Source organism: Streptomyces sp. NPDC039430 (genome assembly GCF_055639435.1).
In genome coordinates this window covers 903,316-928,769 of the sequence record NZ_JBVKAK010000001.1, presented here as the reverse complement: position 1 = coordinate 928,769, position 25,454 = coordinate 903,316, and the positions used below count along the sequence as shown (strand labels likewise).

The 25,454-nt window shown below is 73.0% G+C and carries 21 protein-coding genes and 1 tRNA gene; 7 read left to right on the top strand and 15 right to left on the bottom strand.

Features of this window, described 5'->3' with window-relative positions; genetic code table 11:
* Positions 1 to 59: 59 nt before the first annotated feature.
* Complete coding sequence (locus ACZ7LS_RS03935) at positions 60 to 1,142, top strand: LLM class flavin-dependent oxidoreductase (protein ID WP_382521358.1); 1,083 nt, start codon at positions 60 to 62, stop codon at positions 1,140 to 1,142.
* 30 nt (positions 1,143 to 1,172) lie between these two features.
* Here the strand turns inward: ACZ7LS_RS03935 and ACZ7LS_RS03930 are convergent, their stop codons facing one another.
* Positions 1,173 to 2,450 (bottom strand): methyltransferase domain-containing protein, encoded by a 1,278-nt coding sequence (locus ACZ7LS_RS03930; protein ID WP_385132582.1) that lies wholly within the window; start codon positions 2,448 to 2,450, stop codon positions 1,173 to 1,175.
* Between the two features lie 341 nt (positions 2,451 to 2,791).
* A complete protein-coding gene (locus ACZ7LS_RS03925) occupies positions 2,792 to 4,753 on the bottom strand; it encodes a putative bifunctional diguanylate cyclase/phosphodiesterase (RefSeq protein ID WP_382521364.1) in 1,962 nt (653 codons plus the stop codon).
* 316 nt (positions 4,754 to 5,069) lie between these two features.
* Between ACZ7LS_RS03925 and ACZ7LS_RS03920 the strand changes: the two genes are divergently transcribed.
* A complete protein-coding gene (locus tag ACZ7LS_RS03920; RefSeq protein ID WP_382521366.1) occupies positions 5,070 to 6,350 on the top strand; it encodes a M6 family metalloprotease domain-containing protein in 1,281 nt (426 codons plus the stop codon).
* Positions 6,351 to 6,439: 89 nt separating this feature from the next.
* Here ACZ7LS_RS03920 and ACZ7LS_RS03915 read toward each other — a convergent pair.
* From ACZ7LS_RS03915 to ACZ7LS_RS03885, 7 genes are all read right to left on the bottom strand, one after another.
* Positions 6,440 to 6,513 (bottom strand) — tRNA-Lys (locus tag ACZ7LS_RS03915).
* 85 nt (positions 6,514 to 6,598) lie between these two features.
* Positions 6,599 to 7,288: a hypothetical protein gene (locus ACZ7LS_RS03910; RefSeq protein WP_382521369.1), complete on the bottom strand. Its 690-nt coding sequence runs from the start codon at positions 7,286 to 7,288 to the stop codon at positions 6,599 to 6,601.
* A 146-nt stretch (positions 7,289 to 7,434) separates the two neighbouring features.
* A complete protein-coding gene (locus ACZ7LS_RS03905) occupies positions 7,435 to 7,782 on the bottom strand; it encodes a hypothetical protein (protein ID WP_129771719.1) in 348 nt (115 codons plus the stop codon).
* A 72-nt stretch (positions 7,783 to 7,854) separates the two neighbouring features.
* Positions 7,855 to 9,219, bottom strand: coding sequence for an AAA domain-containing protein (locus tag ACZ7LS_RS03900; protein ID WP_385132620.1), 1,365 nt, complete (start codon positions 9,217 to 9,219; stop codon positions 7,855 to 7,857).
* A gap of 29 nt (positions 9,220 to 9,248) precedes the next feature.
* Positions 9,249 to 11,036, bottom strand: coding sequence for a hypothetical protein (locus ACZ7LS_RS03895; RefSeq protein WP_385132587.1), 1,788 nt, complete (start codon positions 11,034 to 11,036; stop codon positions 9,249 to 9,251).
* Positions 11,027 to 12,322: a hypothetical protein gene (locus ACZ7LS_RS03890; RefSeq protein WP_382521377.1), complete on the bottom strand. Its 1,296-nt coding sequence runs from the start codon at positions 12,320 to 12,322 to the stop codon at positions 11,027 to 11,029. The genes ACZ7LS_RS03895 and ACZ7LS_RS03890 overlap by 10 nt, the downstream gene beginning before the upstream one ends.
* Positions 12,240 to 13,274 carry a phosphatase PAP2 family protein gene (locus ACZ7LS_RS03885; protein ID WP_385132623.1) on the bottom strand — a complete coding sequence of 345 codons (1,035 nt, stop codon included), beginning with the start codon at positions 13,272 to 13,274 and terminating at the stop codon, positions 12,240 to 12,242. Before ACZ7LS_RS03885 ends, ACZ7LS_RS03890 begins: the two co-directional genes overlap by 83 nt.
* A 228-nt stretch (positions 13,275 to 13,502) precedes the next feature.
* On the opposite strand from ACZ7LS_RS03885, the gene ACZ7LS_RS03880 reads away from it, so the two are divergent.
* Positions 13,503 to 14,099 carry a histidine phosphatase family protein gene (locus ACZ7LS_RS03880; RefSeq protein ID WP_382521383.1) on the top strand — a complete coding sequence of 199 codons (597 nt, stop codon included), beginning with the start codon at positions 13,503 to 13,505 and terminating at the stop codon, positions 14,097 to 14,099.
* Between the two features lie 118 nt (positions 14,100 to 14,217).
* Here the strand turns inward: ACZ7LS_RS03880 and ACZ7LS_RS03875 are convergent, their stop codons facing one another.
* A complete protein-coding gene (locus tag ACZ7LS_RS03875; protein WP_382666258.1) occupies positions 14,218 to 15,633 on the bottom strand; it encodes a tetratricopeptide repeat protein in 1,416 nt (471 codons plus the stop codon).
* A 265-nt stretch (positions 15,634 to 15,898) separates the two neighbouring features.
* On the opposite strand from ACZ7LS_RS03875, the gene ACZ7LS_RS03870 reads away from it, so the two are divergent.
* Positions 15,899 to 16,330, top strand: coding sequence for a hypothetical protein (locus tag ACZ7LS_RS03870; protein WP_382521387.1), 432 nt, complete (start codon positions 15,899 to 15,901; stop codon positions 16,328 to 16,330).
* A gap of 96 nt (positions 16,331 to 16,426) precedes the next feature.
* Complete coding sequence (locus ACZ7LS_RS03865; protein WP_382666256.1) at positions 16,427 to 17,287, top strand: spermidine synthase; 861 nt, start codon at positions 16,427 to 16,429, stop codon at positions 17,285 to 17,287.
* 78 nt (positions 17,288 to 17,365) lie between these two features.
* Here ACZ7LS_RS03865 and ACZ7LS_RS03860 read toward each other — a convergent pair whose 3' ends face one another.
* Positions 17,366 to 18,013 (bottom strand): hypothetical protein, encoded by a 648-nt coding sequence (locus ACZ7LS_RS03860; protein ID WP_385132592.1) that lies wholly within the window; start codon positions 18,011 to 18,013, stop codon positions 17,366 to 17,368.
* A gap of 112 nt (positions 18,014 to 18,125) precedes the next feature.
* Here ACZ7LS_RS03860 and ACZ7LS_RS03855 point away from each other — a divergent pair, with 112 nt between their 5' ends.
* Entirely contained in the window at positions 18,126 to 18,941 is an 816-nt protein-coding gene (locus ACZ7LS_RS03855) for a response regulator transcription factor (protein ID WP_385132595.1), read from the top strand.
* Positions 18,938 to 20,335: an ATP-binding protein gene (locus ACZ7LS_RS03850; RefSeq protein ID WP_382521399.1), complete on the top strand. Its 1,398-nt coding sequence runs from the start codon at positions 18,938 to 18,940 to the stop codon at positions 20,333 to 20,335. Before ACZ7LS_RS03855 ends, ACZ7LS_RS03850 begins: the two co-directional genes overlap by 4 nt.
* A gap of 253 nt (positions 20,336 to 20,588) precedes the next feature.
* Here ACZ7LS_RS03850 and ACZ7LS_RS03845 read toward each other — a convergent pair whose 3' ends face one another.
* From ACZ7LS_RS03845 to ACZ7LS_RS03830, 4 genes are all read right to left on the bottom strand, one after another.
* Positions 20,589 to 22,022 carry a glycoside hydrolase family 1 protein gene (locus tag ACZ7LS_RS03845; protein WP_385132598.1) on the bottom strand — a complete coding sequence of 478 codons (1,434 nt, stop codon included), beginning with the start codon at positions 22,020 to 22,022 and terminating at the stop codon, positions 20,589 to 20,591.
* Positions 22,023 to 22,130: 108 nt separating this feature from the next.
* Positions 22,131 to 23,018, bottom strand: a complete 888-nt coding sequence (locus ACZ7LS_RS03840) for a carbohydrate ABC transporter permease (protein WP_385132601.1) — start codon at positions 23,016 to 23,018, stop codon at positions 22,131 to 22,133.
* A gap of 9 nt (positions 23,019 to 23,027) precedes the next feature.
* Positions 23,028 to 24,092, bottom strand: a complete 1,065-nt coding sequence (locus ACZ7LS_RS03835) for a carbohydrate ABC transporter permease (protein WP_382521407.1) — start codon at positions 24,090 to 24,092, stop codon at positions 23,028 to 23,030.
* A gap of 3 nt (positions 24,093 to 24,095) precedes the next feature.
* Entirely contained in the window at positions 24,096 to 25,436 is a 1,341-nt protein-coding gene (locus ACZ7LS_RS03830) for an ABC transporter substrate-binding protein (RefSeq protein WP_382879098.1), read from the bottom strand.
* Positions 25,437 to 25,454: the final 18 nt, after the last annotated feature.

The following is a 25,454-nucleotide window of genomic DNA, read 5'->3' as shown; positions in this document are numbered from 1 at the left end:
GAGAGACCCTCCTGTTGTACCCCTGCTGTACGCATTCGATACGCAGGAGGGTCTGACCGGTGGACGACGCGAGCCGAGGCACGACGGACGGCATCAGGGGCACGGCGCACGGCACCGCGCCCGTACCTCTCTCGGTACTGGACCTGGTCACCGTGGGCAAGGGCTCCACGGCCTCCGAGTCGCTGCGGACGAGCGTCGCGCTCGCGAAGCTCGCCGAGCGCCGGGGATACCACCGGCACTGGGTCGCCGAGCACCACTCCATGCCGGGCGTCGCCTCGTCCTCCCCGGCCGTGATCCTCGCCCATCTCGCCGCTCACACCGAGCGCATCCGGCTGGGCTCGGGCGGTGTGATGCTGCCCAACCACGCCCCGCTGGTGATCGCCGAGCAGTTCGGCACGGTGGAGGCGCTCGCCCCGGGCCGGGTCGACCTGGGCCTGGGCCGCGCGCCCGGCACCGACGGGGCGACGGCCGCCGCGCTGCGCCGCTCCGACCGGCTGAACGAGGGCGCCGACGACTTCCCCCAGCAGCTCGCCGAGCTGACCCGGTTCCTGGACGACGACTTCCCCGACGGCCACCCGTACGCCCGTATCCACGCGGTACCGGGCCCGGTCCAGGGCCCCGCGGGCCGGCCGCCGATCTGGCTGCTCGGTTCCTCCGGCTTCAGCGCCCGGCTGGCCGGGGTGCTGGGGCTGCCCTTCGCCTTCGCCCACCACTTCTCGGCGCAGAACACCATCCCGGCGCTCGATCTCTACCGGGACTCGTTCCGCCCCTCCGGGGTCCTCGACGCCCCGTACGCGCTGATCGGCGTCTCGGCCCTGGCCTCCGGCAGCGAGCGCGAGGCCCGCCGTCAGGTACTGTCCGGCGCGCTCTCCATGGTGCAGCTGCGCACCGGCCGGCCGGGGCTCGTCCCGACGCCGGAGGAGGCCGAGGCGTACCGGTTCAGCCCGATGGAACAGGAGTTCGTGGACAACTGGCTCGTCAATATCGTGCACGGCACCCCGGACGCGGTCCGCGACGGCCTCAACGACCTTCAGAAGCGCACGGGCGCCGACGAGCTGATGATCACCTCCCACGCGCACAGCGGTGAGGAGCGGCTGCGCAGCTATGGGCTGATCGCGGACGCGTACGGCCTGCCGGCCTGACGCTCGCGGGGTCGCCGCCCCGGACAGGACCTAAGGCATATCCGGCCCGGTCGTGAGGACGCCCGCCGGGGTGTGCAGCCATGGTGTCTGCCGGCCGTCAGGGGTGACGGTCAGGCCGAATCGCTCCGGGCCCGGACTGCCGGCCCGGAGCCACCACCGGTACGTCGCCTCGACCTCGTCCCACAGCCGGCGGGGGCCGTACTGCCAGACCGTGAGCCGCTTGTCCGTCCGGCCGTCCCAGTCCACGGCCGCCCAGGACGTGGTGTCGGTGGTGGCGAGCCAGAGCCGGGACGCCACGCCGTGCACATCCGGGTTGTCGTGCCAGGCGCGCCAGATGTCGGGGAGCCGCAGGCCGATGGCGAAGCGCGCGGCCGGGTCGTCGCCCGCCACCGCCCAGGGGCACAACTGCGTGGCGGACCGCTCCGGTATCTGGTGGTCCTCCACGACGTCGCGGTAGATCCGCAGGTCCGTGCGCTGGCTGCGGATGAGCACGAAGGCGGAGTGCGGGGAGAACCGGCCGGACGCGCTGCCGTCGTCCCGTACGGTGAGCCGCAGCAGCCCGAAGCGGAACCAGGGCGATTCCCAGGGCGTCAGGATCACCCCGCCCGGACGGGTCTGCTCCAGCCAGGCGCCCGGCACCCGCCGCACGGAACAGGTGGCGACGACCCGGTCGTACGGCGCGCCGGGCGCGTATCCTGCCGCGCCGTCCCCGGTGATGACCCGGGGCGCCAGGCCGGCGCTCCGGAGACGGCGGGCGGCCTGCGCGCTGAGCCGGGGATCCAGCTCGACGGTGGTCACGCGCTCGCTGCCGAGCCGATGCGCCATCAGCCCGGCGTTCCAGCCGGTACCGGTGCCGATCTCCAGCACGCGGTGGCCGTCCTCCACCGCCAGCAGGCGCAGCATACGGAAGACGATCGACGGGGCCGACGCCGAGGACGAGGCCCGCCGCCCGCCGCCGCCCGGGTCCCGGATGTCGTCGATTCCGTCGTCGATCCAGCCTCCGATCCTGTCGCCGCCCCCGTCACCGATTCCGTCACCGATTCCGTCATCGACCGCCGTCACCACCGGACCGTTCGCGTACGCGGCGCGGAGCCAGTGGTCCGGTGCCGCGCCACGGGTACACGCCGTCAGATCGTCATCGATCCAGACCCTTTCCGGCAGGAACCGGTGCCGAGGAACGGCCCAGAAGGCCCGCTCCCACTCCGGCGCGAGCGGCCCGGCCAGGGCACCGCGCAGCCCGTCGAGCAGCCCTCGCATGGCGGCCCGCTCGGCGGCACCCGTACGGAACGCACCCGGCGCGTCCGTCACCGCGTCTACTTGCCGTGCTTGCTGTGCTTGCTGTGCTTCGGCCCTGGGCCGGGCCGAGCCGTGACCGCCGACGACCCGGGGCCTGTCCGGCGGAGCCCCGGATCCCCGCCCTCCGTGTGTCCGCCCTCGCTCCCGCCACCGGCCGTGACCCTTCCCCAGCACATGCCTCGCGCCCCTGTCTTCTCCGCCGCCGTGGTCCAGCGTCCCGGCGGGACAGACGCCGGGACGCCCTTCCACGATCACCCAGCGTCCCGATCACCGGCAAGGCCGCCCGGACGAATGGCGAGTCCCCGCCAGCCAAGGGCCCATCTGTTCGAGCAGGGCGAGCACGAGAGCGGCCGTCACACGTCTCTCGGGCTGACCGCGACCATCTCCGCGATCCGTTCCGGCGCCACCGGACGGGAGAAGAGCCAGCCCTGCCCCGTGTCACACCCGATCCGCTGGAGCCGCGCCGCCTGGCCCGAGGTCTCCACACACTCCGCGGTGACCGTCAGCCCCAGCCGGTGCGCGAGCTGGATCAGGGCCTCCACGATCGTCTCGTCGGCCGGGCTCGGGTGGACTCCCTCGTCGTAGCGGAAGCCGCGGACGAACGAGCCGTCCAGCTTGAGGACCGAGACGGGCAGCCGGCTGAGATACGCGAGGTTCGAGTACCCCGTCCCGAAGTCGTCGATCGCGATCCGTACGCCCATGTCGCTCAGCGCCTGGAGCGCCTGGAGGGGCCGGCCCGCCGAGCCCATCACCGCCGACTCCGTCAGTTCCAGCTGCAGCAGTTGCGGCGCGAGACCGGTCTCCGCGAGGATCTCCGCCACGTCCGCGACCAGATCCGAGTCCCAGACCTGGCGCACGGCGACATTGACGCTGACGAAGAGCGGCCGGGTGTGCGGGTGGTCCAGCTGCCAGCGCCTCGCCTGGCGGCACGCCGTACGCAGCACCCAGCGGCCGAGCTGCACGATCGAGCCGTCCTCCTCGGCGATCCCGATGAACCGATTCGGCGCGAGAGTCCCGAATTGCGGGTGGTTCCAGCGCACCAGCGCCTCCACCCCCCGTACGACCCCGTCGGCCATCCCCACCAGCGGCTGGTACTGGAGCACGAACTCCTCGCGCTCCACGGCCGGCCGCAGCGTCGAGGTGAGCGCCTGCCGGGTCATCCGGTGGGCGTTGCGCTCCGGGTCGAAGAGGGTCCAGCGGGCCTTGCCGTCTGCCTTCGCCCAGTACAGCGTGGTGTCGGCGGCCTGCATCAGACCGGTCGGGGTGGTGCCCTCGGCGACCCGCTCCACGACCCCGATCGACGCCGAGACCGAGAGCCGCTGCCCGGCGAGGTCGAAGGGGCGCTGGAGCGCGGTGAGCACGGAGCGCGCCAGGTCGGCGAGCTGCTCCGTACCGGTGGAGTCCTCGACGAGGATCGCGAACTCGTCCCCGCCGAGCCGGGCGACCAGATGGCCGCCGCTGCGCGTGTAGCCGTCGTGGTCGGCGCACTCGGTGAGCCGGGTCGCCACGGCCGCGAGCAGCCGGTCGCCGGTGCGGTGGCCGAGGGTGTCGTTGACCGCCTTGAAGCCGTCGAGATCGAGGTAGCAGAGCCCGATCCGCCCTGTTCTGCCGTCGCCGTACGGCCTGCGGTCCAGATAGGCCGGGGACACGCCGTACGCCACGCCGTCGTACGTCGAGGCCTCCAGCGCGGAGGCGAGCCGCTCGAAGAACAGCGTGCGGTTGGGCAGCCGGGTCACCGGGTCGTGCATCTGGAGATGGCGCAGCCGCGCCTGGAGCTCGCGCCGGTCGCTGATGTCAGCGATCGACAGCAGCGCCCCGCGTCCTTCCGGTACGGGGACGACGGTGACCTCGGCCCAGAGGGTCCGTCCGTCGGGGTGCTTGAGCCGGCGGGTGCAGCGGAAGCGGGCGCGCCGGCGCTCCAGCACCGCGCGATAGGCGTCCCAGGTGCGGCTGTCGGAGGCGAGGTCGACGAGATCGGCCGCGGCCCGGCCGGCGACCGCGGCGGGTTCGGTGTCGAGGAGCACGGCGAGCGCGTCGTTGGCGCTGACGACCGTGCCCTCGTGGTCGGTCACGGCCATGGCGAGCTCCGCGGCCCGGAAGGCGCCGCGGAAGTGCTGCGCGTCGCCCGGCGTGCGTACATCGCGCGGTGTGCGGCTGCCGCCCGGCAGGTGCGCGCCGCCCGGCGTGGGTACGTCACGCCCGTCCGATGGCTCGGTGGCTGTTCTGCCGAAGGTATGACGCTCCGTGACGGGTGGCCGTGCGATGCCCGCCGCCGCGACCGCCGCTGGACGCGGCCCTTCGGAGGTTCCGCTCACGGCTCGCTCCCGCGGTGCAGTCGTGTCGTACAGAGTGGTCGGGACGGTCTGCCAGGGAAAGTGTGCCGATCATAGAGGCAGGCCGGGCGGCCGTTCCAGCTCCTGGACGTCGAAGAGCCCGCGGAATCCCGCCGGCGCCCCACCGGGCGATCGTTTCTGCACGTCTGTGGCACCGGAAGAGCCCGCCGTGATCGCTTGTGACTTTCCGTGATGCGCCGGGGTGTCGGGTCGTCGACGCAGTGATCACAAGGCCCCTCACCCATGTGGTGCAGCGGAACAGGGCATAGTCGTACAAATCGACCCAGGGTGGGGAGTGGTGCCCCCCAATCCGGAGCCGGAGGTCGATGTGGAGCGTCCGCAGCCACCCGGGGGAGTGGAACGGCCCCGCCTGCGCAGGACCGCGGCCGCCGTGACCTCCCTCGTGGCGCTCGCCGCCACATCGCTGATCGCCGGGCCCGCCGGGGCCTCGGCCCCCGAAGGGCCCTGCGCCCTGCCGCGTACCGGCGCCCATCACTCCCTCGGCCTCGACACCTGGAACGCCTCCTATCCGCGCCCGGACCGCGTCCTCGACGCGGTCATGATCTTTCTCTCCTTTCCCGACTCGGCGCCGCTGGCCGACCCCGCCGAACTGGCGGCCGATCACTTCCCGGCCACCAGCCGCTTCTACGAGCAGGCGTCGTACGGAAAGTTCGCGCTGCGCGCCCACCCGCAGCTCCAGTGGTTCCGGATGCCGCACGCGTCCACCGACTACGGGATACGGCGCGACTGGGAGCCCGCCCGGCGCACGGCCTATCTGCGGGACGCGCTGGCCGCGGCCGATCCGGCGGTCGACTTCTCGCGCTACGACGTCGTGTATCTGGTCGCCGATCCGGACGCGCCCGGTGTCGACTCCGATGCCACGAAGGTGGTCAACTTCGACCGGCCGATGCGGGCGGACGGCACGGACATCCGGCGGATCGTCACCGTCTTCGAGCGGCACCCGCCGGACCGCAATGTGCTGGCCCACGAGACCGGGCATGTCTTCGATCTGGCGGACCTGTACCACCGGCCCACGGACGGCAGGGGTGACTGGGACACCTATGTCGGTGACTGGGATGTGATGGGAAGCCAGTTCGGGATGGCGCCGGATCTCTTCGGCTGGCACAAGTGGAAGCTCGGCTGGCTGGACCAGCGGCAGGTGCGGTGCGTGCCGCCCACGGGCACGAGCCTGCTCACCCTGGAGCCGATCGCGGCGGCGCCCACCCCCGGCGGGAGCGCCGGGACCCGGCTCGCGGTCGTCAGGACCGGCCGGAACACCGCGCTGGCCATCGAGGCGCGCGCGGCGACCGGAAACGATCTGCACACCTGCACCGAGGGGGTGCTGATCTACCGCGTACGCGGCGAGACGGCGTCGGGCGGCGGGCCGGTCGAGGTGGTGGACACCCATCCGGGCGGAGAGGGCTGCTGGGACCGGTCGGTCTATCCGCCGCTGGCGGACGCGCCGCTGGGGGTCGGCGAGACCTTCACGGTGGAGCAGGAGCGGACGCGGGTGGAGGTGGCGGACCGTACCCCCACCGGGGCCTGGACCGTCAAGATCACCCCGGAGGTCACGTCCTAGAACCCCCTGGGCCTCACGCCGTGTGACCGTGCCCGATGTACGGAAAACGGAGGAGCCCCCCGCTCGCGCGAGGGGCTCCTCCGTGTCTGTGCGCCGCCAGGGACTCGAACCCCGGACCCGCTGATTAAGAGTCAGCTGCTCTAACCAACTGAGCTAGCGGCGCCTGCTGACGTCGTAGACCTTAGCACCCGGATCGGCGCGAAGAAAAATCGATACGGGCGGGCCGCTTCGGGAGGTGTTTCCCATGGTCAGGAGCGTGACCGGGGAAGCCGGGCGGCCGCCGCCGCCGACGGTTCCGGCGCCGTCCTGGGGCGCGGTACGGAGCCCGTCCCGGCCGCCGCCTGGTCGCGGGCCGCCCGTACGCAGGCCCAGAGCAGCACCTCGGGTCCGGGCAGCCAGGGGTGGCGGGTGTCGGGCGCTACCACCCAGCGCGGCCCCGACGCCGGGCCCGGCGACAGCGGCGGGACGGTCACCGCGTCGCCGGAGCCGTGGCAGAGGAGGGGCGGCGGCGCCGTCTCGCGCCCGCCGCCGCCCGAGCCGCCCCACTCCTCCCAGGAGAGCAGGGACGGCAGCCGCTGGGCGGTGCCCGGCGCGGCGAAGAGGAGCGTACGGCCGCGGTACGCGGCGACCGGCCCGGAGCCGGGGCCGTCCGCCCACAGCCGGTCCAGCATGCGCCGGCCGAAGACCGCGGGGGCGTTCACCACGTCGAAGGCGGAGCCGCAGGGCAGCACCGCGGGAGCGGTCGGACGGGCGGTCCAGAGGGAGAGCGTGGAGCGGGGGTACGGTCCGGCGGAGACGAGCCACTCCGCACCGGCCTGGGTGACCCGCTCGGCCTGCGGGCCGCCCTCGTCACGGAGAAGGCCGAAGATGTCGGTGCGGCGCTCGTCGTCGCTCATGCCGGGACTCAGCGGGGATTCATCTCGTAGCCATGCGCTCATGGCAGTCAGATCTACCGGGAGTAATGGGCTCGTTCCCGAGAGTTCGCGAAAGACGGGACAGGGCGGCGGGGGAGGCGTAACCTGCGCCACGCATATGCCACACGGGTGACACGCAGGCCCGCCAGTTCCCTGCCGTCCCGCCGGCCTCACTGGCTCGCCAGGCCCTCGCCGCTCAGCAGGTCCCGGCCGAACTCGACCATCTTCTTCGCGTAGTCCTCGGTCCACTGCGCGCGCAGCGCGATGTCCGCCGTCGTCAGCCGGTCGAAACGGCGGGGATCGGCGAGCTGCGCGGCGGCGATCGCCTGGAACTCGACGGCCCGGTCGGTCGCCGCCCGGAACGCGAGAGTCAGCTCCGTCGCTCTGGCCAGCAGGTCGGCGGGGTCGTCGATGGATTCGAGGTCGAAGAAGTGCTCGGGGTCGGCGACCGCCTCCGAGGGCTCGAAGAGCAGTGGTGCCGGCCGCAGCCGCCGCTCGCTCCGCTCGGGATCCGCCATCGGTTCTCCTCCTGCTCGTGCGTGTAGGGCCTTTCGGCCACCGTCCATTGTCCCGCCCGGCGCAAGGGGGCCTCAGGGCCGCCAGCTCACCCGGTGCTCCGAGAGCTTGGCCAGGACCGAGTGGTTCGCCTCCCAGCCGTCCGGGAATTTCACCGTCACCCCCAGCCGCACCGGCTCCGTCGAGGGGTGTTCGTCCAGCAGCTCGGCCACGCCCGCGCGGCACACCACGACACACGCGTGCCGGTGCCGGGACGCCAGCACGCACAGCCGGCCCGTCTCCAGATGGAACGCGGTGGCGTCCGGGCGGCCGGAGAGCGGGTGGAGCACCACCGTGACATCGAACTCACGGCCCTGGAGCCGGTTCGCCGTGTCCACCGCGACTCCGCTCACCCCCAGCTCCGCGAGGGCCGCGCGGACCGCCGCCGCCTGGTCGCGGTGGGCGGTGCCGACCGCGATCCGGTCGGCCGTGACCGGAACCGGACCGGGGGAGCGCTCGCTGGTCGCCGCGCCGCCGCGGTCCAGCACCCTGCGCACGACCAGCGCCACGGCCCGTACCGCCTCCGGGTCCGTACGGGGCGTACGCCGGGCGGGCAGCTCCAGCAGGCCCCAACCGGACTCGGCCGCCTCGTCGAGCACCCGGTCGGGACCCGAGCCGTCGGACGGCACCCCGAACGCGAGCCTCCGGTCGCCGTGGCCCGTACCGCTGCGGAACGGCGTGTACGGATAGAACGCGTCCGACACCAGCGGCGCCGCGGACGCGGGCAGCCGCCATGACACGGGCAGCCGGTGCTGGGGCAGCTCGGGGTTGTGCGCGAGGAGCGTGGAGACCGCGCTCGCCGACGGGTCGTACGACAGCCCCGCCCACTGATCGGCGCCCACCACGCTGAACGGGTCGAGCTGGCCGGGGTCGCCGACGAACAGCGCGCGTTCGAAGAGCCCGGCGACGGCGAGGAGCGCGTCGGAACGCATCTGGTACGCCTCGTCCACGATGGCGTGCCGCCAGGGCTCGACCCCCTGCACATGCGCCCACTTCGCCGCCGTCGAGATCACGACGTCGAGCCCCGCCAGATCCGCCGCCTTCGCGGACTTGCGGACGTTCGGCAGGGCGTCCAGGGCCTTGTCGTACGGGTCGGGGTCATTGCTGTGCAGCCGGCCGACCGGCAGCTCGGGGTCCTTCTCGGCGAGCCGCGCCACCAGATCGTCCACCTGCGCGTTGGTCTGCGCGACGACCATCAGCGGCCGTCCGGCGGCCACCAGTTCGCGGGCGGCCCGTACGACGAGCGTCGACTTGCCCGCGCCGGGCGGTGAGTCGACGACCACGCCGCGGTGGGTGCCGTGCAGTGTGTCGCGCAGGATCGCGTCGGTGGCACGCGCGGCGGCGGCGCCCGGATCGAAGGCCCCGGGGCCGGGACGGCCTGGCCGGCCGGGGCCCGGCAGGGCGGTGGTTTCCGACGCGGCGGTGTCCGTCACAGGAAGTCCTCCTCGGTGACCGGGTCCGGAGCCTCGGCCCGCGGGCCGCTCCCGGCCCGGTCCTGAGTCTGGGCCTGGTCCTGGGTCTGGGCCTGGTCCTGGGTCTGGGCTTGGGGCGCGGTCTCGGCCGCGTTCTCGACGTGGGCCGTGGGCGCGTCCTCCGCAGCCGGCGGACCGCCGTGGGTCCACGGGGTCTCCTCCGCGTCCGGCAGTTTCGGGCCACCCCGCTGGTCGTGCTCGAAGAGCGTCCAGGCGATCCGGTCGCCCTTCTCCGGCACGGAGCCGGGAGCGGGCTCCTTGCCGCGGCCCATACGGTCGGTCAGCCGCAGCACCAGCACGCCGTCGGCGCTGTCGGTCCCGTCCGCCTCTTCCGTCCCGTTCGCCTCGTCCACCTCGTCCGTCCCGTTCGCCTCGTCCACCTCGTCGGCGGACGACCGCACGAACTCCGCGGACTGCGGCTTTCCGTCCAGCGAACGGAACACCTTCGTACCCGCCTCCAGATGCGGCCGGTCGTCGGTGCGGACGGTGACCAGCGGGCGCGGGCTCGGCCGTTTGCTCTCGCTGTACGCCATCACCACCTCCGTCACCTCGCTCAGGAACGCCTCGCCCGACAGCCTGCGCCCCGCGAACACCAGCGGATCGTCCAGCGCCTCCTGGGCCTCCAGCTGCGCCTGGGCCGTCTCGCGCGAGGCGAGCTTCCGCGCCGCCGTCACCGCGTCGTCCCGCCGCGGCTGCGGCGGCTCCCCGGCGCGCACCCGGTCGCGATGGCCGGTGAACGACCAGCGGTCGCGCGTCCAGCGATCGGTGACGCGCGCCCCCTCGGGCAGCGCGCGCAGCAGGTCGAGACCGCGCCACACCGCGTCCCAGGTCGGCCGCATGACGCCCGCGAGCAGCTCGCGGATCTCCCGCTCCGCCGCGGTCAGCCGGGCCAGCTGCTCCTCCGCGCCCGGCCCGTCCTCGGCCGACGCGAGCGCCTGACGCGCCCGGTCGTACCCCTCGATGGCCGGTGCCAGCAGCCTGTTGTCGAACGCCGGGTCGGTGGCGGGCCCCGCCGGGGGGCAGCGCAGCTGTCCGCCGCGGTCCCGGTCCAGCTCGGCCCGCAGCGCCGCCTCGGCGCCCGAGGCTCCCTCGGGCGGATCGATCCAGGCGAGCAGCGCGCCGAGATGCTGGTCCTCCAGGCTGGACTGTCCGGTCGCCCAGTGGCGGTTCAGCAGATCCGTCGCCGCGAGCAGCAGCGAGGACCCCGGCACCCGGGCGCGCTCGCCGTAGTGCGTCAGCCACCGCCCGAGCAACGGCACGCGCGGCGGTGCGGGATACGGCGTGTCCGGGTCGTCCTCGGCCGTACGCCGGAACCGCATCGACCGCCCCAGCAGCCGTACGAAGTCGATGCCCGGCCGGCTCGGCACGATCAACTGCGGCGCGTCCACGCACAGTTCGGTCTCGACCTTGACCCGCTTGCCGGTCTCCGGGTCCGTCTCGCTGCGCTCGGCGGGCTCGATCACATCGGCGTACGCGTCGAGATACGGCAGCACGGCCTCCGCCAGCTCGCCGAGGAACGCGAACCGCAGATCGCGGTCGCGCGGCTGAGCGACGGTCAGCAGCCGCGGCGCGTCCCGGTCCGTCCCGACCAGCGCGCCGAGCGGGGCACCTGCCTCGCCCGCGGTGGTGAGCGGCACGAGCACCAGCGGCTCGTCCGAGATCCGGCGGTGCCGGACGGTGGCCAGCGGGCGGGCGCGGCCGCTCTCGACGGCCTCCAGCCGGGCGAGCGTACTGATCAGCGACATGTGACCGCCTCACCCGCGGATCCGCCGGCCGTGGCCGGCCTGACGGCAGACACGGCGGCCGGCCCGTCGACCGCTTCGCCGATCGCCTGATCGGCCTCCCCCTCGCCCCCGCGGGCGGCCGCCTCACGGGCGGCCCCGGCCGCCGCCAGTGCCTCCGCCCGCAGCGCGGCCGCCCTGCGCAGCGCGATGACCGTCGGGTCCGCCGGGTCGCCCGCCCCGCCGTGCGCCGCGGCCAGCACCGCGCCGACCGTGGTCAGACCGCCCAGCTCGCCCCGTACGCCACGGCCCAGCGTCTCCACCGCGCCCTCCGCGCGGGCCCGGTGACGGCAGTGGAAGGCCAGTTCGCACGCGGACAGGCATTCGGGCGCGTAGGCCGCCGAGACCGATTCGACCGCGGCCGTCAGCTCCTCGCCCGAGCAGTGCTCCAGATCGAAGGTGGTGCCCTCGGGCAGCCCGGCCGCGATGTCCTCGATCCGGGTCAGCCTGGCCAGCTGACGGCGCGTCACCGACAGCTGCTTGCGTACGTCCACGACCGACGCGGCCGGCAGGTTCGAGAAGTCCTTGGGGCAGACCAGCAGCACGCGGTCCGCCACCTCCGCGCCCGCCGTGTGCAGAGCGACCCGCTCCAGCGCCAGTACGTACACCGCGGCCTGCCGCGCCGCCGCGCCCACCTTCGCCGCGTCCGCGGAACCGTCGATCATCGGGAAGGACTTGATCTCCACGACGGTCCACCGGCCGTCGGGACGCACCACCACAGCGTCCGGCTCCAGATACGCGGGGGAGCCCGCCACCTCAAGAGCCAGCAGCGGATGGTCGAGCAGCGCCCACGTCCGGGCCTGCGTGGCCTCGCGCAGGGCCAGCGCCGTACGGGCCGTGCGCCCCTCGGGACCGGCCGCCGACAGGTCGGGGACGAGGACCTCACCGGGGGCGGGCGGCGGTGACTGCCCGCCGAGCCGTTCGGACAGCAGCCGCATCAGCTCCGTACCGCCGTCGGCCTTGACCCTGGCCTCGAAGGCGTTGCCGCGCATGAACGCGAACTGCGACTGGCCGAACGGGGCGGGCGAGCCGAGCGCCGACGCGAGCGCCGCCTTGTCGACCCCCGCGCCGTCCAGCAGGGCGCGCCGTTGGCAGCCGGGGTTGGCCGCGAGGGCCGCCAGCGCGCGGGCGTCGAGCGGATGCGGCGCGACGGCGGGGCCGCGCAGCTCAGCGAGCCGTCGCCGGAGTGTCGTCTGCGGAGGTGGTGCCGGTGGTGCTGGTGCGGGTCCGCTGCCCAGGGAATCGCTCACCCGCGGAAGTCTCGCATCCGCCGCTGACAACCGGGCCTTTACGGGGTGATGCGCGCGACGACGTACGGGGCGACGAGGCGGCGGACGAGGACACGGGGGAGGCGGCCGGGGACGGCGGGGAGGCGGCACCGGGGGACCCGCCGGCCGGCGCCGGGGACCACCCGGAGCGCGCCCGCGCCGCGGCCCGTACGCGCTCGGCCGCGCGCAGCGCCGGCCGGGTCAGCAGCCCCCCGAGGCCGATCACCGCCGCGCCCGCGACCGCGTCCAGGAAGTAGTGGTTCGCGGTCCCCATCACCACCACGGTGGTCACCAGCGGATAGCCGGCGCCCACCCACTTCACCAGCGGGGTACGGGCGTGCCGCCACAGCAGGACCCCGCACCACACGGCCCAGCCGACATGCAGGCTCGGCATCGCCGCGTACTGGTTGGTCATCCCGCCGAGACCGCGCGGCGCGCTCGCCTCGTCGCCCCACCAGCCGTACGAGCTGTACTGCGCCATGGTGTCGACGAAGCCGTGTCCGGCCGCCAGCAGCCGGGGCGGGCAGGTGGGCAGGAGGATGAAGCCGGCCAGGCCGAGGACGGTGGAGAGCGTCAGCCAGGTGCGGGCGGCCCGGTAACGGGCCGGGCGGCGGCGGAAGAGCCAGACGAGGACGGCCGGGGTGACGAGGTAGTGCAGTGAGGCGTAGGCGAAGTCGGCGGGTATGCCGAGGGCCGGGGTGCTGGTGAAGAGCCGGTTGAGCGGATGCTCGGCGTTGAGGAGGAGCGCCTTCTCCACCCGCAGGATCGCCAGTCCGTGGTCGACGGCGGTCGACACGTCGCCCCGTGCGAGCAGCCGGCCCAGTGAGTACGCCGCGTAGACCAGGACGAGCAGCGTCAGCTCGGTCCACCAGCGAGGCCGCGGGCGGGGGTGTGTCGTCCCAGGGCTCTGCGGCGCGCTGGCGCTGTACGGCATCCGGACGATCCCCATCATATTTTCATTCAGCTGTCGGCCAACGTTCAACCGTACGGTGTATGAGATCGAGTCCTTCGACCGGGTGTGCCTACGGAAGAACGTTCGACGACATCCCCTGGCAGGGAGAGGGACGTGGAGATCGTCCGGGAGGTTGCCCCTGGAGATCGCCTTCCGTTCAGGTGCGCGATGATGGAACGGCACCAGTTGTGAACCTCAGGGAGCACCTTCATGGCACCGCGCATCCTGCTCGCCCGGCACGGCCAGACGGCGTGGTCGCTGTCCGGCCAACACACGGGCAGGACGGACATCCCGCTGCTCGACGAGGGCCGGCGCGGCGCCAAGCTGCTGGGCGAACGGCTCCATCAGGCGCCATGGTCGGGGCTGCCCGGTGTGGAGATACGCACCAGCCCGCTGGCGCGCGCCGCTGAGACCTGCGCGCTGGCCGGGTTCGGCGACCGGGCCGAGGAGTGGGACGCGCTGATGGAGTTCGACTACGGCGCGTACGAGGGCCTGACCCCGGCACAGATAAAGGCGGAGCGGCCCGACTGGTTCATCTGGCGCGACGGAGTCCCGGACGGCGAGACCCTGGAGCAGGTCTCCGCCCGCGCCGACGAGGTCGTCTCCTGGGCGCGCTCGGCGGACCGTGACGTCCTGGTCTTCGCCCATGGCCACATCCTGCGCGCGATCGGCGCGCGCTGGCTGGGCGAGGACATCTCGTTCGCGGCGCGGATCCGGCTCGATCCGACGTCGGTGTCGGTGCTGAGCTGGGCGTACGACCTGCCGGCGATCCAGATCTGGAACGACACGGCACATCTCGCACGCTGACCCGGGGCCGGGGCCGGGGCCGGGCCCGGGGGCCGGAGCCCAGGGCTCGGGGGCCGGAGCTGACGGTTCCGGGCCGACGGTTCCGGGCCCCGGTGCTTCGGGCCGCCCGCTCCGGTCCTCAGGCCCGGACGTTCGTCGAGGCGTGGCGGTCCAGGAAGGCGCCCACCTCCGGCAGCCGCCGCTGCGGCAGCAGGACCCGCGCCGTGGCCGCGAGTCTCGTATGGATACGGGACGACTGGACGACATCCAGCGCGTCCAGCACCTGATGGCCGGCCGCCGCCGCCTCGTCCGGAGCGCCGGCGCGGGCCAGGTCCGTGGCCAGCTCCACCCGGTAGAGCGCCAGATTGCGGGCGAAGTGCGGATCCTGGAGCGCCGTCGCACGGTGGGCGTGCCGGGCGGCGCGTGACCAGTCGCCCAACGCCGCGTGACACAGCGCCTCCTGCGACTCCAGCTCCGGCTCGCCGAAGAAGGACATCCACTCGGGGTCGGCGTCCGAGAGGCCGCGGTCGAAGAGGCCATGGGCCCGGGACAGCGACTGCTCGCAGTTCGTACGGTCGCCCAGCTTGGCCCAGCCGGCCGCCTCGCGCAGGGAGAGCAGCGACAGCAGCCGCGGCGAGGCGAGATGCCTGGCGGCGCGCCGGCCCGCCTGCGCGGTCCGCACCGCTTCCCGGTACCGGCCCGAATCCTTCGCCAGGAACGAGGTGTTGGCGAAGGCGTGCGCCTCCACCCCGGGATCGTTCGCCATCCGCGCCGTCGCCAGCGCCTCCGCGTAGTGCGAGCGCGCGTCGTCGAAGCGGCCGGAGTCATGGGCGAGCCAGCCCACCGAGATCGACAGCTCGCCGGCGCTCGCGTAGAGCCGGTCGGCGACGGACTGGCGGGCGGGCATGCCCGAGTCGAGCAGCGCGTAGGCGGCGCGCAGCGGCTGGGCCGCCTGCCGGTAGATCCCGTCGGCGCCGTGCCGGTCGTCCAGCAGCCGGATCCGCCGCACGGCCGCCTCGACGGCGAGCACTTCGGCGTCGCCGGCCGGCCGCGGTGCCCGCCGCGGCGGCGGTACGGCCGCGGCGGCCGTACCGCCGAGACCGAGGGAGGCGACCACCACGGTGACGGGGCCGCTCTTCATGAACGCGCGACGCAGCACGTCGCTCTCCTCGCTGGTGTCGCCGGTCCTGCTCGTATCGCCGGTGCGGCTCCGACGGCTGGTGGTGTCCACCTTGTCGGCTCTGTCTGTTCTCTCTGCTCTGTTCATGGTGGTCGTCGTGGCCCGCGCCGCTCTGCCCCGTACGTGCTCGCGCGGACAGAAGCCCAGGTCCTTCAGGCTCAGCCCGGGGAACATATGCAGGAAAACCCGCTCGTACGCGTAGTTGGGACAGCGGATCTCGCCCGCCTCCACCCGTCCGATATAACGTGCGTCACAGGCGACTTGTTCACCGATCTCCCGCGCGGCCCTGCGTACGGCGGCGGCGAACTCCCCCGGCGAGCGCCGCCCGCGCAGCCGGCGGAAGGCGAGGTTGGGAACTGCCCGAGACAACGCCATGGCCGAGCCCTCTCCTGGTACAGCCGTTGGTGCCCGCGGGTCACCCGGAGCGTGCGGTGTGGTCTGGCGCGGTGCCCAACTCCGGTTGTTCCGACGGGCAGAACGTACCGGCTGTGACGGTCGTGACACATAGAGTTTGCCCACATACCGGATTTCTCGCCCATGATCTGCCATGAACTGCCATCTTTTTCGGCGGTGCGCCGCCGTAGCTGTTGACGCCGCCGTGCGTTGAACCGCGTGGGAGACGCTCAATGTGGAGGTCGGTATGGACACCAGTGGTGGCTCGCGGACGACTGCTCGGCGCGTGCCCGGCCAGGAGTGCGGCGCGCGTCCCGGGGACGACGCCGGGGAGCCCTGCGACCTGGTGACGGTGCCGGCCCGGCAGGGCTTCGAAGCGGTGGACATCCTGCGCCGCGGGGGTGCCTCTCCCAAGGTGGGGCCCGTGCTCCACGACGGCCCGTGCGACACCCTGGGCTTTCTGGTCCCGCCGGGTACGGCCGCGGGCTGGGACATGCCGGGCAGCGCCTGTACGCAGACGAACGGCCGGGGTTTCCGTATCCCCGCCGAACCCCCGGTCATCGGCTCGGCCTGGCTGCTCGACCCCGATACGACGGGCCCGGTGACGGACCCGGCGCTGCTGAGGGAGGCGCTGGGCGAAGCGGCGCGGCTCCTTGAGGCCGCCGACCGATGTAGATAGCCGCCGGCCCCGTGCCCCTCCGGCCCGGGTCTTTCCGGTGGCGGTCTTTCCGGTGGCGGGTGAGCCGGAGGTGAACCGGGCCCGCAGAATGGGCACGTGGCAAAGAACAGGCGCCGCGCGCCGTCCGTGACGGTCGTGGCCGAGGACGTCGACGGCGGTCGCGCCGAGCTGGTGCCCGACCGGGAGCGGGCGCGGGCCTGGTCGTTGCTGATCGACGGGGCCCCGCAGTCCCATGTCGACCTCGACGACCCCACGCGTCTCTCCTTCGCGTATCAGCGCAGGCTCGGCCATGCCGTCGATCTCGTGGCGCCCGCGGGCCGGCCGTTGCGTGTCGTGCATCTCGGCGGCGGGGCCTTCACCCTCGCCCGTTACATCGCCGCCACCCGCCCCCGCTCCACCCAGCAGATCGTCGAAGTGGACGGTCCCCTCATCCATCTCGTGCGCGAGCGGCTGCCGCTGGACCCCAACGCCCGGATCCGTGTCCGCACCGCCGACGCGCGGGCCGGGCTCGCGAAGGTGCCGGACGGCTGGGCGGATCTGGTGATCGCGGACGTGTTCGACGGCGCCCGTACCCCCGCGCATCTGACCAGCGCGGAGTTCCTGGGCGACGTACGCCGGGCCCTGGGGCCGGACGGCCATTACGCGGCCAACCTCGCGGACGGTCCGCCGCTGGCGCATCTGCGCGGCCAGATCGCCACCGCCGCCACCGTCTTCGGGCGGCTCGCGCTCGCCGCCGACCCGGCGGTGTTCCGGGGCCGCCGCTTCGGGAACGCCGTACTGCTCGCCTCGGACCGTGAGCTGCCCGTCGCCGAACTGACCCGCCGGGTCGCGGGCGATCCGCATCCGGGGCGGGTGGAGCACGGCCGGGCACTGGCCGACTTCACCGGCGGCGCGGCCGTGGTGACCGACGCGAGCGCCAAGGCTTCGCCGCCGCCTCCGGCCGACGCGTTCAAGTAGCCCGCCTCGTCAGGCTCGTACGGCGCACACACCTCGTACGGCGCACACACCTCGTACGGCGCGTACGGCCGCGTTCGCTCAGCGGTCGTCGAACTGCACCATCGGCGGATGGCCGTTCCAGGTGCAGAACACCGAGACCTCCCGGCCGTCCCGGGTGAACGTCACCCGGATCCAGGCCGGTTGGGTCCACACCTGCATCTGCCAGCCGCTGTCGGGCGTCGCGGAGACCAGTTCGGCCGAGGCGCTCCCGATGTCGAAGACGACCCGGCCGCCGTCGACCGTATAGCCCTTCACCTCGCCGGAGGCGCCGGACGAGTCGGACCCCGGCCCCGACCCCGGCCCCGACCCCGGCCCCGCCCCCGTACCTGTCCCCCCTGTCCCCGCGCCCTCGTCGCCGTACCCGCCCCCGTCCCCGTGCGTGCTCCCGCCCGCGTCCTTCGTCTCCTCGGCCGTCGAACGCGACGAGGGCCGTTCGCTGTCGCCCGGTGCCGCCGAGGGCGAGGAGGGCGGCTTCGCGGACGGGCTCGGGGGGCGCCAGGTGGACGAGGCGACGGGGCTCGCGCCCTGTTCCGTCGCGCTGTCCACGGGCAGCGGGAGCGCGCGCGGCGGGTCGTACGCCGTCCCCGCCATGACCGAGTGGACGCCCCACCACGACAGCGTGACCGCCGCGCCGGTGGCGAGCGACCACGCCAGGGTGTGTACGAGTCCCATGCGCATCCGGGCCATACTGCACCACCCGCACCACGGCTGTCCCGTGAGCACCGAGAAGGGACACGGGTCACGATCGACCCCGGAGACCGGCCCTCCCGCACCCCGTGGATGGCGTACGGTGCCGCCCATGCCCAGTGTGCTCGTGGTCGAGGACGACCAGTTCGTACGCTCCGCCCTCATCAGGCACTTGACCGAGGCCTCCCACACCGTGCGGAGCGTCGGTACGGCTCTGGAGGCGCTGCGCGAGGTGGCCCATTTCCAGTTCGACGTGGTCATTCTCGATCTCGGTCTGCCCGATCTGGACGGTGCGGAGGCGCTGAAGATGCTGCGCGGCATCACCGACGTACCGGTGATCATCGCCACCGCGCGGGACGACGAGGCGGAGATCGTCCGGCTGCTCAACGACGGCGCCGACGACTACCTCACCAAGCCGTTCTCGGTGGAGCATCTGGCGGCCAGGATGGCGGCCGTACTGCGCCGTTCGCGCGCCACCGCCGGCGAGGCCACGCCGCCGCGCGTCATCCGGGTCGGCGGGCTCTCCATCGATCCGCTGCGCCGCCAGGCCGAGTTGGACGGGGCCCGGCTCGATCTGACCCGGCGGGAGTTCGACCTGCTGACGTTCCTCGCCGGGCGCCCGGGGGTGGTCGTGGCGCGCAAGGAACTGCTCGCGGAGGTGTGGCAGCAGTCGTACGGCGACGACCAGACCATCGACGTCCATCTCTCCTGGCTGCGGCGGAAACTCGGCGAGACCGCGGCCAGGCCGCGCTATCTGCACACGCTGCGGGGTGTCGGGGTGAAGCTGGAGCCGCCCGTCCCACCCGCTCCGCCCGTCTCATCAGTCCCGCCCGCCCCGCCCGGCCCTCAGGTGTCCGTATCCGAGCCGCCCGCACGGGAGTTGCCCCTCCCGGGGCCGCTGCCGCCCGCCGCGGAGCCGCCCGTATGAGATGGGCCCTGGTCAAGGTGGCCGTGGCCGTGACCGCCATGGTCGTCGTGGCCTTCGCCGTGCCGCTCGGACTGGTCATCAAGGAGATGGCGAGGGACCGCGCGTTCTCCAACGCCGAGCGCCAGGCCGCCGCCATCGCCCCCACCCTCTCCATCACCACCGACCGCGAGCAGCTGGAACGGGCCATCGCCTCCACCAACGCCGGTGCCGACGGCCGGATGGCCGTCCATGTCCCGGCCGCCCCGGGGCCGGAGTCCGGTCGGCTGGACATCGGGCGCGGACGGGCCGCCGAGAAGGATCTGTCGACCGTCCAGCGGATTCCCCGCGCGGCCATGGCCGAGGTCGCGGGCGGTTCCGTACTGCTGCAGCCGACCGCCATCGGCTCCGGCCAGATCGCGATCGTCGAGATCTTCGTCCCCCAGAACGAGGTCTCCAAGGGCGTCACCACCGCCTGGCTGGTGCTCGCCGGTGTGGGAATCGCGCTGATCGTCGGATCCGTCGCCGTCGCCGACCGGCTCGGCGTGCGGATGGTCGAGCCCGCCCAGCGGCTCGCGGGCGCCGCGCACGCCCTGGGCGAGGGGAAACTCGGCGCGCGGGTCCCGGAGGAGGGCCCCGCCGAGCTGCGGTCCGCCGCGATCGCCTTCAACTCCATGGCCGACCAGGTCGTCGGGCTCCTCGCCAACGAGCGGGAGCTCGCGGCCGATCTCTCGCACCGGCTGCGCACCCCGCTCACCGTGCTGCGCCTCAACGCCGCGTCCCTGGGCGAGGGTCCGGCCGCCGACCAGACCAGGGCCGCGGTCGCGCAGCTGGAGCGGGAGGTCGACACGATCATCCGTACCGCCCGCGAGGCCAAGCCGCACACGGTGGCGGCGGGGCCGGCCGGCGGGTGCGACGTCTCGGAAGTCGTCAAGGAGCGGATGGACTTCTGGTCGGCGCTGGCGGAGGACGAGGGCCGTACGGCACGGGTCGCGGGCATCGGCCGTCCCGTGCGCATACCGGTCGTCCGCGCCGAACTGGCCGCCGCACTCGACGCGTTGCTCGGCAACGTCTTCCGCCACACCCCGGAGGGCACGGCCTTCGCCGTCGACGTGCACAACGGGGAGGACGCCGTGATCGTCCTCGTCTCGGACGCGGGTTCCGGCATCGCCGACCCGAAGGCCGCCCTCGCCCGGGGCAACAGCGGCGGCCGGGAGGGCTCGACCGGTCTTGGCCTGGACATCGTGCGCAGGGTGGCCGAGTCGACGGGCGGCGACGTACGGATCGGACGCTCGGTGCTCGGCGGTACCGAGGTACGGATCTGGATCGGCCTCGACGGATGGCGCGCCGCCGACGGGCCGCGCCGGGGCCACCGGCTGCGGCGGCGCGGACGCCGCGGCGGCGGCCGGGACTTTTGACGGCCGCCGACTTTAACGGCCTCCGATGCGTTCCTTAAGCCTGCCCTAAGGACAGCGACCGCCGCCCGGAACGGGCCGTTCGTCCGGATCGGGACGGCTAACGTGCTGGCATCGGCATCTCCACCCGCCCCCTGCCCGTCCCCCCGCCGCCCGTCCCCCGACTGTCCCCGCCCGTCCCCCCGGACCGCGCGCTCCGGCCGGTACATCACCCCCCACCCGGCCGGGGCGCGCACCCCCCTTGCTGCCCGCGGCGTCACCCGATGGGCACCTCCGGCAGCACCCCCGTGCCCGCGAGCCGGGCGTACCAGCGCGCGCTCGACTTCGGCGTACGGCGCTGTGTCTCGTAGTCCACATGGACCGCGCCGAAGCGCTTGCCATAGCCGTACGCCCACTCGAAGTTGTCCATCAGCGACCAGAGGAAGTACCCGCGCACATCCGCCCCGTCGGCGATCGCGCGCTGTACCGCCGACAGATGGCCGTGCAGATAGCGGATCCGGTCCGGGTCGTGGACCGCGCCGTCGGCATCCGGCTTGTCGGCGTACGCCGCGCCGTTCTCGGTGACCATCAGGGGCAGCCCGGGGGCCTCACGCGTATAGCGCAGCAGCAGGTCGTACAGTCCGCTCGGATCCACCGACCAGCCCATCTCGGTCAGTTCGCCGGGCGGCTGGTGGAAGGCGACGGATTCGGCGCCCGGCCAGGGGGAGTGCTCGCTCGCGCCGTGGCCGTCCCGCCGGTCCTTGCGGCCGGCGCCCTGTCCCGAGGCGTCCTGTCCGGCCGCGGCGGAGACCACCGCGGGCTGGTAGTAGTTGATGCCCAGCGAGTCCAGCGGCTGCCTGCTGACGGCCGCGTCGCCGGTGCGGACGAACGCCCAGTCGGTCAGCCGCGCGGTGTCCGCGAGAAGGTCCTCGGGGTACGCGCCGGTCAGCATCGGGCCGGTGAAGACCCGGTTCGCCAGCGCGTCGATCCTGCGTCGCGCGTCCAGGTCCCCGGGCGACTGCGTACGGGCCCTGACCGCCGCCGGGTTGAGGCTCACCGAGATCTGACCGCTCGCCGGGAGCACGGCGCGCAGCGCCTGCGTCGCGAGTCCGTGGCCGAGGTTGAGATGGTGGGCGGCGCGCAGGGCGGCCACCGGGTCCGTACGGCCGGGGGCGTGCACCCCGGACCCGTACCCCAGGAAGGCGCTGCACCAGGGCTCGTTGAGGGTCGTCCAGCGTGTCACCCGGTCGCCGAGCGCCTCGGCGACGGCCCGCGCGTACTCCGCGAAGCGGTACGCCGTCTCGCGCTCGGGCCAGCCGCCCGCGGCCTCCAACTCCTGCGGCAGGTCCCAGTGGTAGAGCGTCAGGACCGGTTCGATGCCATGGGCGAGCAGATCGTCGACCAGACCGCGGTAGAAGTCGAGCCCGCGCTGAATGGCCGGGCCGCGGCCGGTGGGCTGGACGCGCGGCCAGGAGACGGAGAAGCGGTACGCGTTCACACCGAGGTCCGCCATAATCCGGACGTCCTCGGCCCTGCGGTGGAAGTGGTCGACGGCGATGTCTCCGGTATCTCCCCTCTCGACCTTGCCGGGCGTATGGCTGAAGGTGTCCCAGATGGAGGGCGTACGGCCGTTCTCCCGTGCCGCGCCCTCGATCTGGTAGGCGGCCGTGGCGGTGCCCCACAGGAACCCGGGCGGAAAGGTGTCGGACATGATGCGGCTCCCGTTGACCGTAGGAAAGGGGGGATGTGGTGGTGCGAGAGGGGTGCCGGGTGGCACCGGGACCGGTCCTCCGGCCCGCGGCGTCCGGCCGTACGGACGTCAGCCCTTGACCGCGCCCTGCATGATGCCGCCGACGATATGTCTGCCGAAGATCACGAAGGCGAGGAGCAGCGGCAGTGTCCCCAGCAGCGCGCCGGCCATGATCACCGACTGGTCGGGGATATAGCCGCGGCCGAGCCCGGTCAGCGCCACCTGCACGGTGGGGCTGCCGTTCTGGGTCAGCGCGATGATGGGCCAGAAGAAGTCGTTCCAGGCCATCACGAACGTCAGCATCCCGAGCACGGCCATCGCGGGCCGCGCGGCCGGGAAGACGACATGCCACACCACCCGCCAGCTGCTCGCGCCGTCCACCCGGGCCGCCTCGATCAGCTCGGTGGGCAGCGCCCCGGTCAGGTACTGCCGCATGAAGAACACACCGAACGCGCTGACCAGGGTGGGCAGAATGACGGACTGGAGCTGATCGGTCCAGGACAACTCGGCGATCAGCAGGTACAGCGGTACGACGCTGAGCTGCGGCGGCACCATCATCGTGCCGATCACCAGCAGCAGAAGCAGGTTCTTGAACCGGAAACGCAGCTTGGCGAAGGCGAAACCGGCGAGGGTGGAGAAGAGCACCGTGCCCGCCGCGATCGCCCCGGCGACGACCGTCGTATTGATCAGGGCCGTACCCATATTGGCGTCGGTCCAGGCGATTTCGAGGTTCTTGAAGAGATTCCCGCCGAACCAGAAGGGCGGCGGGGTCTGGGCGAGCCGGGTGTTGTTGCGGGACGCCGCGACCGCCGTCCACACCAGGGGGAAGAGCGACCCGGCGGTGAAGAGGATCAGTACGGCGTGGGTGATCCGCCCGCCGTGCAACTGCCGCCCCGCGCCCTTCCCGTTCCCGCCGGAGGTCCGGGTCGTACCGCCGGTCCGCGCCATCGTCGCCATCTCTCTCCCCTACGCGCTCTCGCGGAGACGGCGGGCGATGATCCAGTTCACCGCGCCGACGATCAGCAGGATCAGGAACATCGCCCAGGCGATCGCCGAGGCCCGGCCGAGATGCAGATTCACCCAGCCCTGCTCGTACAGATAGAGCCCGAGCGTCTGGAACTGGTGATCCGCCCCGCCCGTGGCACCCGCGCCGCCGTTGAACAGCAGCGGCTCACCGAAGAGCTGGGTCGCGCCGATCGTCGAGACCACGCACGTGAACAGGATCGTCGGCCTCAGCGAGGGAACGGTCACATGGAGGAACTGCTGCCATCGCGAGGCTCCGTCCAGCGCCGCCGACTCGTACAGGTCGTCCGGGATCGCTTGCATCGCCGCCAGATAGATCAGCGCGTTGTAGCCGGTCCAGCGCCAGATGACGATCGTGGAGACCGCGAGCTGTGAGGTCCAGGCGCCGTTCTGCCAGTCGACCGGGTCGACACCGGCCAGCCCCAGCACCCAGTTGATCATTCCGTAGTCGCGGCCGAAGAGGAGGACGAAGACGAGCGTGGCGGCGGCGACCGAGGTGGCGTACGGAGTAAGCACCGCGACCCGGAAGAACATCGAGCCGCGCAGCCGGTAGTTGAGCAGATGCGCGATGCCCAGCGCGATCAGCAGCTGCGGAACGGTCGAGAGCACCCCGATGGTGACGGTGTTCTTCAGCGCGTTCCAGAAGAAGTCGTCGGTCAGCAGCCGGGAGAAGTTCCGCAGCCCCACCCACTCCATGTCGGTGGGCGCGGTCAGCTCCACCCGGTGGAGCGAGGCCCAGCCGGTGTAGAGGAGCGGGAAGAGGCCGAAGGCCAGGAAGAAGACGAAGAACGGGGCGATGAGGGCGTACGGGCTCCACCGCACGTCGCGGCGGTACCAGCGGCTGCGCCGCTCCCGGCGCCGGTCGTCCAGCTCCTCGCCGAGCCGTCCCGGCCGCCCCGGCCGTTCGGACCGCTCCCGAGGCCCGGCGGGCGCCGCGGGAGCGTCCCCGACGCCCGCCGTGTCCCCGACGCCCGCCTCCGGGACGGCTGTCGCGTCACCACTGGCCATCGGTCACTGATCCAGTGCGTTGTCGATCGCCTTGACGGCCGCGTTCCAGCCGTCCTTGGAGGAGGTGCCCTTCTGGTCGACCTGGAGCATGCCGACGTCGGCCAGGTTCTGCGCGATGATCAGGTCCTTCGGGCCGACGATCTGGACCGGTACGCCCTGGGCGGCGGCGGAGAAGATCTCCCCGATGGGGGCGTCGCCGAAGTACTCGTGCGTGGCACCGGACACGGCGGGCAGCGCGTACGCCGCCCGGGAGCTGGGGAAGCTGCCGCGCTTCGCGAAGAACGTGGCCTGCTGTTCCGGCGCGGTCAGCCACGCGACGAGTCCGGCGGCCTCCTTCTTGTGCCTGCCCGCCTCGGGCACCACCAGGAAGGAGCCGCCCCAGTTGCTCGGCTTCGGCGCGGCGGCCACATCCCACTTGCCCTTGCCCGCGGCGCCGGACTTGTCCTGGATGTAGCCGAGCATCCAGGCGGGGCAGGAGACGGTGGCGAAGCCGGCGTTCGCGTATCCCTGGTCCCAGGCCGGGGTGAACTGCTGGAGCCGGGCGGTCAGTCCCGCCCCGGCGAACTGCGCGGCGATGTCCCACGCGTTCCGTACGGCCGGGTTGGTCTTGTAGATGACCTTGCCGTCCTTGTCGTAGAACCGGTTCGCCTCGCTGCCGGTGATGGCGGCCATGACGCCGCTCGCCGAGTCGACGAAGGCCGTTCCCTTGGGCGCCTTGGCCTTGAACTTCTTCCCGGCGTCCAGATACTTCCGCCAGTCGCCCGCCCACAGCGCGCCGACCGACGCGCGGTCGGTGGGGAGCCCTGCCGCGGCGAAGAGATCCTTGCGGTAGCAGATGCCCTCGGGCCCGATATCGGTACCGAGCCCTATGGTCCGGCCGGTCTTGTCGGTGGCCTGCGCCCACTTCCACGGCAGGAAGCTGTCCTGCCGTACGCCGCCGGTCTTCCCGAGGTCCATGAGCCTGTCCGACTGGGTGGCGGTGATCTCGGCGATGTTGTTGACCTCGACGGCCTGGATGTCGGCGAGTCCGCTGCCGCTGCCGAGGTGGGTGAGCAGCTGGGGGTAGTAGTTCTCGTTGCGCTCGATGGACGTCTGTCTGATGACGATGTCGGGGTGGAGCTTCATGTACTGGTCGTAGAGCCCGGCCTCCTTCAGGCCGAAGGCCCCGAAGACGCCCACCGTGAGCGTGGTCTTCCCCTTGCCGCCGTCCCCGCCGTCGCCGCCGCCCGTGCCGCTGCCGGCGGGGCCTTCGCCGTCCTGGGCGCAGCCGGCCAGGAGCCCGGCGCCGAGCGCGGCGACGGCCGCGAGGACGACCACCCGGGACGAGCGAGTACCTGTACGCATGACGTCCTCCTAGTGCAC